At 42.8% G+C, this 12,817-nt stretch carries 10 protein-coding genes; 4 read left to right on the forward strand and 6 right to left on the reverse strand.

The features are described 5' to 3' along the window. Positions 1–482 precede the first annotated feature (482 nt). Both CW749_RS14310 and torT read right to left on the reverse strand, forming a co-directional pair. On the reverse strand, positions 483–938 hold the full coding sequence (locus tag CW749_RS14310) for a methylglyoxal synthase (RefSeq protein ID WP_101112946.1): 456 nt from the start codon (positions 936–938) through the stop codon (positions 483–485). A gap of 99 nt (positions 939–1,037) precedes the next feature. After that, complete coding sequence (gene torT, locus CW749_RS14315; protein ID WP_180958408.1) at positions 1,038–2,141, reverse strand: TMAO reductase system periplasmic protein TorT; 1,104 nt, start codon at positions 2,139–2,141, stop codon at positions 1,038–1,040. Between the two features lie 118 nt (positions 2,142–2,259). Between torT and torS the strand changes: the two genes are divergently transcribed. After that, a complete protein-coding gene (gene torS / locus CW749_RS14320) occupies positions 2,260–5,244 on the forward strand; it encodes a TMAO reductase system sensor histidine kinase/response regulator TorS (protein ID WP_101112948.1) in 2,985 nt (994 codons plus the stop codon). A gap of 136 nt (positions 5,245–5,380) precedes the next feature. Here torS and CW749_RS14325 read toward each other — a convergent pair whose 3' ends face one another. The 4 genes from CW749_RS14325 to CW749_RS14340 form a co-directional block, all read right to left on the reverse strand. Continuing rightward, on the reverse strand, positions 5,381–5,560 hold the full coding sequence (locus tag CW749_RS14325) for a hypothetical protein (protein ID WP_101112949.1): 180 nt from the start codon (positions 5,558–5,560) through the stop codon (positions 5,381–5,383). Between the two features lie 211 nt (positions 5,561–5,771). After that, on the reverse strand, positions 5,772–7,397 hold the full coding sequence (locus CW749_RS14330) for a VRR-NUC domain-containing protein (protein ID WP_101112950.1): 1,626 nt from the start codon (positions 7,395–7,397) through the stop codon (positions 5,772–5,774). 70 nt (positions 7,398–7,467) lie between these two features. Next, positions 7,468–8,703 carry an OFA family MFS transporter gene (locus CW749_RS14335; RefSeq protein WP_101112951.1) on the reverse strand — a complete coding sequence of 412 codons (1,236 nt, stop codon included), beginning with the start codon at positions 8,701–8,703 and terminating at the stop codon, positions 7,468–7,470. Positions 8,704–8,918: 215 nt separating this feature from the next. Continuing rightward, positions 8,919–10,133 (reverse strand): sensor domain-containing diguanylate cyclase, encoded by a 1,215-nt coding sequence (locus CW749_RS14340; protein WP_101112952.1) that lies wholly within the window; start codon positions 10,131–10,133, stop codon positions 8,919–8,921. A 357-nt stretch (positions 10,134–10,490) separates the two neighbouring features. Between CW749_RS14340 and CW749_RS14345 the strand changes: the two genes are divergently transcribed. From CW749_RS14345 to CW749_RS14355, 3 genes are all read left to right on the forward strand, one after another. After that, positions 10,491–10,853, forward strand: a complete 363-nt coding sequence (locus tag CW749_RS14345; RefSeq protein WP_101112953.1) for an NADH:ubiquinone oxidoreductase — start codon at positions 10,491–10,493, stop codon at positions 10,851–10,853. Between the two features lie 378 nt (positions 10,854–11,231). Then, positions 11,232–12,236 (forward strand): response regulator, encoded by a 1,005-nt coding sequence (locus CW749_RS14350; protein WP_101112954.1) that lies wholly within the window; start codon positions 11,232–11,234, stop codon positions 12,234–12,236. Next, a complete protein-coding gene (locus CW749_RS14355; protein ID WP_101112955.1) occupies positions 12,236–12,685 on the forward strand; it encodes a PAS domain-containing protein in 450 nt (149 codons plus the stop codon). Before CW749_RS14350 ends, CW749_RS14355 begins: the two co-directional genes overlap by 1 nt. The last annotated feature ends 132 nt before the right edge of the window (positions 12,686–12,817 follow it).

The following is a 12,817-nucleotide window of genomic DNA, read 5'->3' on the forward strand; positions in this document are numbered from 1 at the left end:
CACTGATTCATGGTCTTCTCCTGTTTATCTGGATAGTTATTTCATCTCTATCATGGCGCATTGTGACGCCGATGTAGAATGGGAGGAGACCATCTCATCAAGTAACCTCAAGATGCTAGGTTCAGCGAGAGTTAACTGGCTTTCAGACAAGACACCGATTTGATGACCTAGTGGTTCTAAATCAAGAATCGATAACGCCGTATGAAAGCCAGTTAAACTCGCCCTAGGGAGCCCATATTCTGCCTCACTTCATCGTCAAAGAACTTGAAAAGGACTCGTCATTCCACTGCGTTCTTTTCCTTAAATTGAAGCAGAATATGAGGCTCTGAATCCTGCACCTTGAGGTCACTTGGGTATATAAAGGAAAAACGCCGAATGACGATCATTCGGCGTTTTTATCATGTTTACTGGCTAACCCGCAGCTAGATGCGACTAATTTGTGCTGTTATCCATAGCTTATGCGTTCTGTTATCTAGACTGGGTTAGATTCGTTTTGCTAGATACGCATCGTAGTCTGGGATTTCTATATCCACTTCTTCATTGAGTAAAGTGGAAGCAAATAAAAAGTTGGCTGTCGCTCGGTTTGTTGCGACAGGAATATTCCATACGCTAGCAATGCGTAGTAGGGCTTTAACATCTGGATCATGTGGGACTGCATTGAGTGGATCCCAAAAGAACACCATTAGGTCAATTTTCCCTTCTGATATTAACGCGCCCAGTTGTTGATCCCCGCCCATTGGTCCGCTTATTAAGCTCTTTATGGCCAAGCCTGTCTCTTTACTGAGCATGTTGCCTGTTGTTCCCGTGGCATAAAGAAAGTGCCCTTGAAGCTTTTCTTTGTTCTCTGTTACCCAGCGCAGCAATTCTGGTTTGTGATTATCATGCGCGACCAGAGCAATATTTTTATGAGCGGGCATTTTTCTTATTGTTTTTTGCATTCTTAACTCCTTGAATGATTCGCTTCACTATTGTGCCAACCTTTTATGACAAAACACAACAAACGGGAAGCAATTCTGCAAACTAGCGCGAGCATACCTCTAATTGGTATCAGGAGTTGGTGACCACATATAGACAGGACGATATTCAGCAGGTGACAGCGAATCTACAACAATTTTTTTAGGCACGTCCCCTGCAGTAAGCGGCACGATTTTAGGGGTGTATACTGAATCGTAGGGCAGATCTCGAAGGAAGCGCGTTGCTTGCGTGATGGATGCTTTTCCTTGTAGAACCATCTTATCAGTAGGGGCAAATTCGACTCTACCTCGCCTTAAACCGCGATAAATTCCGTGGCTCAGATAGGTCGCAACCAACTTAACATCTTTACGTTTGGCAATGCGTACTTCACTGATTGCTGCTTCAACCGCAACAGCACTGCCAACGATGTATTCAACATCATTTTCTTCTAGAACGTGTTGCACTAGGTTACGTTGTAACTCTTTGTCATTGTCTTCCCACATCGATACGGCAACCTCAACATCGCTTTCTTTAATGGCATCAAGGAAACCTTGCGCTACGGGCTTTGTTCCACCTCTTTGCTTAGGGCCTGGCAGCCAAGCTATACGAACTTTCCCACTGCCTTTTGGGTGCAAATCTTTTAAGTATTGACCTGTCTCGTAACCCATGTTGTACCAATCAACGCCAACGTATCCGTGTACTATGTTTTTTGTTTCAGCATTCGTTTTGAGTTGGTTTACGGTTTGAAATACAGGAATACCTTGAGCCAGAATGTTGAGATTGTTTTGGTATGCACTTGGTGAGACAGTGCCCAATATGATGGCTTGAGCACCCCAAGAGCGACACTCTTGAATTTGCTGTGTTTGGCGCACGATATTTGGGTAGCCACCAGACTCCAGTACCTTCAATTCGACTTGCTGTTTCTTCGCTTCTTCAACCATGCCATAGTTAACGGAAAGCCAGTACGAATCTTTTAGGTGAGGGTAAATTGCGCAGATTTTTTCCGGAGCCGCAATATTTTCCACAGACAAAGTTTTCTCTACAGACACAGCTTTTTCCGCAGTCACGATTTTTTCCATAGCCAAAACAGGAAAAGCAGATAAGATCAAACTTCCAGAGACCAAGATAGAGTAGTGTATAGCGCGTATAGGCACTGACGTTGAAAAATGTGTGAGTGTTTTAAGCATGATGGTTAGTATCTACTGGATAATCACGGCAAAATATAACTGAATACCGCATCTTGCGGTAGCTTGAATATAAACACAATGTTTACCGTTGAATTCTATTTTTTCGCTTGAGGCAACTATGTTGTTATCCCCCTCGAGTATAGGCAGTAAGCTCCTATACTCCTTCATCGCGATCGCATCGCTGATGGTTATGGCATCTGTCATCGGAATTGCCGGATTTTCGCTTGTCGCCAAAACGGAGCGGCAGGTAACCAATGATGCGATCCCAGCGATGCTAGAAGCGCGTCAGGTGTCGGAATTAAGCTCGCGTATCGTTTATTCCGCACAGCTGCTCTCTAATTCAGAGAATTCAGAGGAAGTGAAGCGATATGGTCAAATGTTGTTCTCTGAGCTTAATCAGCTCCTCTCTCATATCAAGTTACTTGGCTCAGATTCTTTCGATAATACCTTGCTTGACCGCTTAGAGTTTAACGTTCAAAGCATTATAGATAACCTCGCGGAACTGGGGCTTTCCGTTGAAAAACGCCTAAAGCTTACCCGAGAGATTGGTCATTCAGTGGAATTAATGCGCTTGAAAGCCGATGAACTTGAAGGTCTAGCTCGTACACAGGTATTGAATTCAAGCACTGTGGCTGTTGCCAACGTTGCTCATGTTTACGACCTATTGGAAAACAACGACTCCGAATTGGCTTATAAAGCGTTGGATACCTTAGTTGAAGTGGATATGGATCTGACGGAAAGGCTTCACGAGCTTCATTTGTTGGCTTATCGCTTACTCACCCAGATTGAAGAAGTAAAAAGTGTCACCGTATTTCCACGTATCCAAGAGCTGAAAACCCAGTTTGATTCAAACCTTACTATTATGGAACGTCGAGTTCGATCGGTAGAAGATCCAACTCGCTCCGTGAAAATGAGCGCTCTAATTGATGAATTACAAGCCAGTAATCAGATCTTTGAACTGCTCATGCAAAGACACCAAAATGAAGAGTTAGCGAACGGTTTGAACGCTAAGACTCATGAGTTATTTGCCCAGTTAAACAATATTGTTAACCAATTGGTGGACTCTTCTAATAAGAGTTCTTCGATTGCCATTGCTAATGTATCTCAAACGCTCACTATGGCTCAGTGGACTTTGATTTTGCTTTCCATTTTGGGGCTTTCGATCGTGGGCATCATTATTTGGAAAGTGGTGTATCAATCTGTGGTTGTGCGCTTGAACCAGTACTCTTCCGCTTTATTTTCTGTTGCTGAAGGACGCCTCGATATAGACATGAAAGTACACGGGCAGGATGAGTTGGCAGATATGGGAAGGGCAATACTGGTTGCTCGTGATACAGCCCAAACGCTCAAAGTTGTTGCAGAGGGAGAAGCGCAAGCCAAACAGGAATTGGAACGACATAAAGAGCATCTTGAAGAAATCGTCGACCATCGCACTATAGAATTAAAGAACACCAACCAAAAACTCAACCTTGAAGTACTCAATCATGCCAAAGCGAGAAATGAAGCTGAGCGAGCGAATCGCGCGAAATCGGCGTTTCTTGCCACTATCAGCCATGAAATAAGAACCCCTTTGAACGGTGTACTTGGCACGGCCAATCTTCTTAAAGAAACACCACTTACCGATGAACAGCATCAATATACAGATATCATTGATCGAAGTGGTACGAGTTTGTTAAACATCATTAATGATGTGTTGGATTACTCAAAAATTGAAGCAGGGCATTTAAAAGTGGTGCCAAGAAACTTTGACTTGGTCAGTTTGGTTGGTGACGTCACTCAAATGTTATCGAGTCGAGCAATGGAAAAAGGGTTGCAAGTCTACCAAGAAGTACAAACGGACATTGGACGTTACTTTATCGGCGATTCGATAAGGATATGCCAAGTTTTGACCAATTTAGTGGGGAATGCTGTTAAGTTTACCCAAGAAGGTGAAATCGATATTTACGTTGGTCGAGACAAACAATATCCGGAACAGATCTATTTTGAAATCTCCGATACCGGTATCGGGATTGAACAATCATCGCTAGATACTTTATTCGATGCGTTCACCCAAGCGTCTGGAGGGGAAAATCAGGTAGGTGGGACAGGGTTAGGCTTAGCCATTAGTAAGAAGCTGGTAGAAGCCATGGGCGGGGAAATTGGCCTGCATTCTGAACTGGACGAAGGTAGCCGTTTTTGGTTTCGCCTGCCCCTTGAAGTTGGCAGTGAAGAATGCGAAGTGAAAGAGGTATCTATTTCTTTGAATACCAGACAAGCAAAGGTGCTTTTGGTTGAAGATAATCCAGTTAACTGTGTGGTTGCAGAAGGGTTTTTGCAACACCTAGGGCACATCGTTGTTACCGTGATGACTGGCTTGGAAGCAGAGCAAAGAATACAGCTTGAAGCATTTGATATTGTTATGTTGGATATCAATTTACCAGATTGTAATGGTGTCGATTTACTAGGCCGGCTTAGAAATATTGAAAGGGAAAAGTCTGTGAGTATCGGTGGTGAACTGACGCCAATTATAGCGGTTTCTGCGCATGTGTTTGATGAAGAAGTGACAGAATACCTAGCGGCCGGTTTTGATGCATTTATCCCCAAACCAATAGAAAGAGAATTGCTCGCCATTACGTTAGCCAAAATGCTCGACGGCGAAGAACCTTCCGGCAGTCTGCAAGAGTCTAATGTGAGCCCTTCTATTGATGCTGAGGAGAGCCTTAACAAACAAGATGAAGGTTTAGCCGTTAGCAATCAAAATAGCGTTATAGATGAGCCATGCGGAGATATCCCAGAGTTGATTGATGAAAAAGTATTGAAGCAAGATGTCAAAGTACTGGGAAAGCAAAAAGTGCAGGAGTTCATTACTGTATTTGAGCATTCATCTTCCGCAGAGTGGGCGAATATCCTAAATGCAGTACAAGAACGCGAACAAGAGAAAGTAGCGTCTATCGCTCACAAGTTAAAAGGTTCCGCTTCCAGCATGGGGCTTGTAGCACTGCGAAAAGGACTCGAACAAATTGAAATATCCGATCAACCGATTGAGCGTTTTGAAGCCTCGCGCGGTGACCTTGAGTCGACACTATCAAAGTCTTTGGCGGCATTGAAAGCACTAGACCTATAAGGCTTTGAAAAGGAGTAAGGGCAACAAATACGATACGCATTAAAAACCCCGGAGCTTGTTGACCGGGGTTTTTGATAAATGGCTATTATCGCCATTCGTTTGAATCGTTTGGATAATGCGTATGGGGCAATTTACCCTAGTCGTCGGTTAAGAACGAGCCGCTTAACGCATAAGGATCTTCCTCCATTCCAAAAGCAATTCGACCTCTTAGCTGTTCCAGTTCATTTTCTAGCAAGTACATTTGGTCGAAATTTCCTTCAGAACACGCGATGAAAATCTGTTGTTCCAAGTCTTCAATTTTGTCTTGAATACCCATGTTAAATCCCCCCACTTTGGAATGATTCTCAGAGCGAATAACCCGAACAAAAGGGTGACTCTCCATCGGATTATAGACAACGAATTCAAGTTAGATCATCAGATCTCGCCTTAGACCAAAATTGAGAAAGGTACAAACCAATAACTTACAGATGGCGGTGTGTAAAATTTAACCAATAACCAGCGACTTATAAACTTGTAAAAAATGCCAATTATTTTGAATTTTTTCTGGGAAAATTGACGTAGCAAACTTCTGCGTTTATTCCTATCTTCTGAAATGCATGTAACCAGCGGATTTGGTTTTGCTGCAGTTTATCCCCAGGTCCCTTTACTTCAATAAACTTAAATTGATCACCTTTAAACGCGACTAAGTCGGGTTGTCCTGCACGGAAGTTCCGCATGTCAGACAGCATCACTTTAAATAAGTCGGCTAATTTTTCTTTAGGCAATGCGTGCTCAGCAAGTTGGATATGTTCTGGTGTAAACAATTCCCAAATCACGTAGGGGTTAGCTTTTCCTTGCTTTTCTATATAACGTTTTTCTAGGGTTTCGTAGCCACAGTTCAAAAATTCTTTAAAAGCTTGGTCTAATTCAATTTCTCTAATTTGTGAAAACTCGGGACGATAAAGATCTAATGGTCGATATTGATAAGCATGGTTGAACGCACCTTGCACAGACGCAAAAATACAATCCCAAAACGCTAAGCCAAACAACCCATTTAAAAAGCCGTTTTCGAGATAAAATACATCCCAGCCCTCATGGCTAAAATGCTGCTGAGAGGCGATCTCAACCCTATTTTGAGACAAATCCAACTCGATGAATGTTTCCTCAATATTCGGTTTCTTTTGTGGCTTGGCTTTATGCCCCAATTTCCTAAGTAACTTTCGTTCAATTCGTTGAGCTACTTCCTTTTCGTCGACATCATAGGGAGATTCAATCATCTCTCTCACAAGTTGTAATGCTTGTTCGTTTTTATCTTGCTTCTCCCATATGCGGGCTCGTCTCTCCCGGCTAGGGGGGAGGGTGTTTTCGCTAAACCAATCTACCGCAGAATCGTATTGTTCGAAGCGCTCTAAATCGCGTGCCAGTTTATTAACTAAGTGAGATCTCTTCTTGTTGATGTCATTGTGGGCGCAGGCTGGTGGGAGATCGCTCAGCCAATGACTTACTTGTTCTAACGTTGGTTTTCGCTGTTCATAATATTGATTGCTGAGTTCACCGATTTGGAGCAGTAAATCCAGTTCTTCGCGCTGGTTAAAGTAGCGAAGCTCACGGCTAAGTTTGTAGCTTTCGAATTGATTAAGACCAAGATCGGACAACACAAATTGAGTGAAATCTTGGTGAGTATTGGTGAAAAACAGCGATGTGAAAATCGGCATCAAATTGGCGTGAAGCAGTTGAATGCAGGAAAATTGAAGTTGCCCTGTGTTTATTTCTTCTTCTGGTAATGTGGCTATGATGGTTGCTTTCGGAAGCGATTTACCGGTTGAAGGGAAAAGAGTGACGATTTCTGGTTTTGTGAGTAGTTCATGCGCAAGCGTTTTTGCGCTAAGGGAAGCGGGTAACAGAATAAGTCTTTGCTGTTCGAGTTCAATTAAGCTCGTTTGAATATCTTCTATTTCTTCGTAAACGAGCTTATCGCTTCGAAACCACTCACCTTTACGCGATAGCATTCTTATGAGCAAACATAGAGACGAAACACTCAGCGATTGGAATCGATCGATCCATAGTAATTCCTCTTCCAATAAAAGGTCGCCATAGATACCAAGCGCGTGGTCGAGTAGAAGCTGAAAGTTTTTGTGGTAATAGTCTGGTGCGAGTTCGGGAGTAGGGTGCATTAAAATACATATAAACAAAAAGAGCCTACCCCTGAGGGTAAGCTCTTTTAAAGAAGATATTCAATAAGATTTAAGCAGAAGCTTTAAGTAACTCTGCTTTCTCTTCAGTGATTGGCTTGGTGACCAGTGCGAGCACAACACAAACGCCCATCATGACTGCTGAGATGGTGTAAGCCAACCCAAATCCAGTGCCATTCGCCATTGAATAGCCAACAACCGCAGCACCAATTGCACCGCCGATACCCCAAGACGTATAAAGTACACCATAGTTAGTACCATAGTTCTTAAGGCCATAGTATTCCGCAGTAATAGATGGGAATACAGCAAGCAACGTACCGTAGCCAACCGCAGCGATAGCTGTTCCGATGATCAATGTGAATTCAGAGGTGAAAGTTGCAAACAGAACCATGTTAACGCCCTGAAGAACGAACGCTAAAAGAAGCGTACGCACGCCACCGATTTTGTCTGAAAGTATACCGGCTGCAACACGACCGCCTGAGTTAAACACGGCAAGTACAGACGCTAGGTAAACCGCGTTAGGTAGGTTTGCTTGAACGCTGGCAATGTTTGTGATGTTACCGATGATCATCAAACCAGCTGATGCTGCGAACGCGTACATGATCCATAAGGAGTAGAACTGAGGCGTTTTTAGCATGTTGCGCCAAGTGATGTCGGTTGGCGTTTTGGTGACGACAGGGGCTTTACCTGCTTTCACTTTTGGTGCTTCTGGTGTGTAACCTGCTGGTGGGTTATTGATGGTGCAAGCCAGTGGAACAGCAATGATCAATACACCGATACCCAAGATCATAAAGCTTGAGTTAATCCCGTAAGAAGAAATAAGTGCTGATGTCACTGGGGCTAGGTAAACCGCTGCCAAACCAAACCCAGCAGCAATCAAGCCATTGACTAAACCTTTCTTAGAAGAATGGAACCACTTCATTGCGGAAGGAGAAAGGCAAGCGTAGCCAAAACCAATACCAGCACCGGTGATTACGCCGAAAGTAATATTCAACATAAGAACGGAATCCGCAAAGCTTGAACCTATCATGCCAAGACCAGTAAGCGTTGTGCCCAAAATAAGAATGTTTCGCGGACCCATACGGTCCTGAAGTACGCCAGCAAAAAGAAGACAGATAGAAAAAGTAATCGTGGCGATTGCGTAAGGCTGCGATGCGTCGGAAGCGCTCCAACCAAAGTCACTTACTAATGCTTTGTTAAAAACACTCCAGGCGTACAGAATACCTAGGCAAAGGTTGATACAGAATCCAGCCAGTAGAATTCGCATCGCTCTATCGATTTTTTTCATTTCTTATCTCAATCCACCCGTGAGGGTTTGTTAGGTTCTAAAATATTTTTTGTCTTTATCAAAAAAAGACACAAGAGGTGCGCGCGGATTATAAACAATCCCGATGTGATTGGAATCCCTTTTTCAACATAAATTCGGAATAATATCGGGATCAAAGTTTCATTAGTTAGGAGTAGGTATTGACAGTGTTGGAATGATGTTAATGAAAGGTTGAATTAGCTATAAAAGTCGTTGTCTGTGGTGACGATGCAATTTTTACCCAATCTTTTCGCTTCATACAATGCGCGGTCTGCTCGTTGGATCATCGTGTTGTAATTGGAGTCTTCGTCACTAGAACAAGCGACGCCAAATGAAGCTGTTGTGGCCTCTTTAAAGCCCCATTTGTTAACCTTAGATCGTATTGCCTGAGCGTAGCAAAGTGCTTGCTCGTATTTATAGTCACTCATGCATACAATGAATTCTTCACCTCCCCATCGTGCGCTAAAAGCTTGGTCGCCTAACACTTCGTTTAATACGGCAGCAAACGCCTTGAGCGTTTTATCTCCACCGGAATGCCCATATTTATCGTTAACCGATTTAAAGTCGTCCAGGTCAATCAAAATACAGCTCATCGATTGGTCTAGGGAGTGGCGATTTTCCAAAGTCGTTGTCATGAAGCGTCGATTATGAAGCCCTGTGAGGGAGTCGTGATTCGCCTGATAGGTGAGTTTTTCTTCCAAAAAGAGCTGCTCGGTAACATCCAGAACAGAAACTTGTACGGCTGGCTGACTATCCCAATCAATTAAGCGTTCGCAGAGCTTAAAATAAGCAGTGGAGCCATCTAGTCGTTTGTTTCTTACGGTGACGTTTTGGCTTGTCTTTTCTCCATCGAGCAACATTTGATATCGAGACAGCGCAACTTCTTGGTAATTGGTCGGTATATGATCGAGAACAGAAGCCGTCTGCATAAAAAATTTAACGTCAGAATAGCCCAGCATTTTCACGTATGTTTGATTGACCAATAGCGGATTAAAATCGCGGTGAACAAGTATGCCTTGTAGTGAGCCTTCTACTAATTCACGGTAGCGTCTTTCATTTTCGCGAAGCTGTATCAACGCTTCTTCTTGAGCGGACATGTCAATAACGGTCACCTGCAAAGCAGGTTTTCCTTCCCACTCGATAACATGATCGATTGCCAATACTGAAAACTCCCTGCCATTCCTATCGATATTAATAGAGGAGTGCATTCTTGGTCGTTGTTGATCAGTCAAAATCTTTCGATAGGTGTCGATGGCTTCTTCGTGATCACTCGGAGCGATGAGATCAAGCAAGCTGCTTAACTTATAGATTTCATCTACCGTGCTAAAACCGTAGATATTGGCAAAAGCTAAATCGACGTAGAGCGCTTTGAAGTTGCGCTGAATGACAACGCCATAAGTACTATCGAACAAAGTAAGACTCTAATGGTTGCGAAAATTAAATGGTAACTCACAACTAAGGGGGGCATGTGATGATCGAGCTCTCGAAAACAGAATTTCCATTGCTTTAGTGATGAGAATTTAGAATGTTAATTTTGTGTGAATATATTTTTATTAAACTGCATTTCAATAGAAAAATCAGGCTTTGCGAGTGTAAGTAAATGTTTCTGGTGTTAACCGTTTGTAAATACGTGTTTATGTGGAGAAAAAATCCACGTTATGTAACATTTTTTTACTTGAAATTGAGCGATAAATGCGCAAAATGACGCTGAAAACTAAGATTTCGATAATGAAAGGACGCATTCCCTTAATTTAGGTAATGGTGAATATATGAAACTGATTTTAATATTACTGGCTTCTGTATCTGCGGGTGTTGCTTCTGCGGATCACTTTCATTCTTTCATGCTAGGGCTTGCTGTTTCAGCGTTGGCTGTCGGTAGCTGCTACTGGTTCTGTTTCCGTAGTACTCGTTTCCCAGCATTGGCTGTGGTACTTCTTCTTTGTGGCATGCTTTCTAAGCTCACCATTACTGTTTCTGGTGTAATGATTGGTGTGAACGAAGGCTTAATGACTTCTCCTTTGGTGTTTTCATTAACCTATCTTTACTTCTCTATTGTTATTACCTATTTGTGGTTCAGCTATCGCCAAAGCGTTACAGAGGTTCCTAAGAAACTCGCTGCTGCAAAAGCTTAGATTGCAATATTGGTAACGCTCGTAACGTTGCCAAAGAAAAGAATTAATGAAAGGCCTTCCTAAACGGAAGGCCTTTTTGCATTTGCAACAAAATGAACTGATATCGTAACCCTAAGACTAAGCGTGATAAAACCGCGATATTGGTAAAATATGATTAATAATTAATCGGTTACACAATATGCCGTTCCTTAGCTTATTTATATCCTATATTGTATATAGAAGTGGTGGGAATCTTGCGCTGATTTTCTCTTTAGATGTGTTAAAGTTCACCATTCTGTTTAAAGATGCCCAAGTAAAAATTTAGTGAAAAAAGTACTATGGTTTGGGTATAAGCAATTATTTTAAGTATGTATTTCATACGCGACCTATGGTGAATCAATGTCATTTCCTATTCTTATCTGTGACGACTCCGCATTAGCCCGTAAACAGATGGCACGTTCACTTCCTGCTTCGCTTGGGGCAGATATAACTTTTGCTGTTCATGGACTCGATGCATTAGAACAACTTCAAACGCGTGAATTCAAACTGATGTTTCTCGACCTGACCATGCCTGAACTGGATGGATACGGTACGCTAGAAGAGATTGGGAAACGTGGAATAGACATTAAAGTGGTGGTGGTATCGGGGGATATCCAGCCTAAAGCAAAAGAAAAAGTGATGTCCTTAGGGGCAAAAGCGTTTTTGCAAAAACCGATTAACAAAGACGATTTAAAAGACGTACTTAAAACCCTCATTGAGCCAGCTACGCAACCGCAAACTTACATGCCCACAGCGGTCGAGCTCCCTGTTCTAAAAAGACGCGACATATATATGGAAGTGGCCAACGTGGCCATTGGTCGAGCGGCCGATGCGCTTGCTCGGCATTTCGATGTGTTTGTGCACTTACCATTACCTAATGTAAATATTTTTGAAGTCAGTGAGTTGCACATGGCACTACGCGATTTGGCTGACAATGACCAAGTTTCGGGGGTTTGCCAAGGGTTCAGTGGTGAAGGGATCGCAGGGGAGGCACTTGTACTTCTAAGCGATTCTTCAGTTACCGACATCAACAAACTCATGCAATTGCCAGCGGATAATGAGCATGAAGAACTTGAGTTGTTAATGGACGTATCCAACATTCTGGTGGGTTCGTTCTTAAACGGATTAGGCGAGCAGTCCGAAGTGCGCTTCTTCCAGAGTTCTCCTGTTTTATTGGGTCAGCACATCCCAATCGATTCGATTATTCAGTCCACGTCTGGATCGTTCACCAAAACCATGACCTTCGAAGTAAGCTACAACATAGACGGCACGAATATTAATTGTGACTTGTTGTTTATGTTTGTAGATGAATCTCTTCCTTTGTTGGATAACAAATTAGCTTACTTAATGGAGGATGATCTGTAATGCTGAATCTACCTGCAGAATTCGAACAGTTCCACTGGATGGTGGATATAGTACAAAACGCAGAAATGGGATTAGTGGTACTGGATAGTGAATACAATATTCAGGTTTGGAATGGCTTTATGACCCACCACAGTGGAAAACAAGCGCACGAAGCTATTGGTAAGTCTTTGTTTGAGGTGTTCCCTGAAATCCCAAGAGAATGGTTTGTTCTTAAAGCCAAGCCAGTATTCAATATGGGTTGCCGTAGCTTTATCACTTGGCGTCAACGCCCGTATTTGTTCCGTTGCCGTAATGTTCGCCCAATCACGCAGCAGGCGGAGTTCATGTATCAAAACGTCACTCTTAACCCGATGCGAACACCAACTGGGCAGGTTAAATCGATGTTTTTGTCGATTCAAGACGCCACAGCAGAAGCAGTGATAGCGGGCGAAACAGAAAATACTCGATAACGATATAAGTACGAAGTGTAGCTTTTAAAAAATACAGCCCGATAGAGTATGACTATCGGGCTTTCTTTTATGCGGCAAAGCCATAGGGCTACGTTTCTGTGCTAAGTACTTAGATGTAACGTCCCTAGGTGC

The sequence above is a fragment of the Vibrio sp. vnigr-6D03 genome (assembly GCF_002835515.1).
GTDB lineage: Bacteria > Pseudomonadota > Gammaproteobacteria > Enterobacterales > Vibrionaceae > Vibrio > Vibrio penaeicida.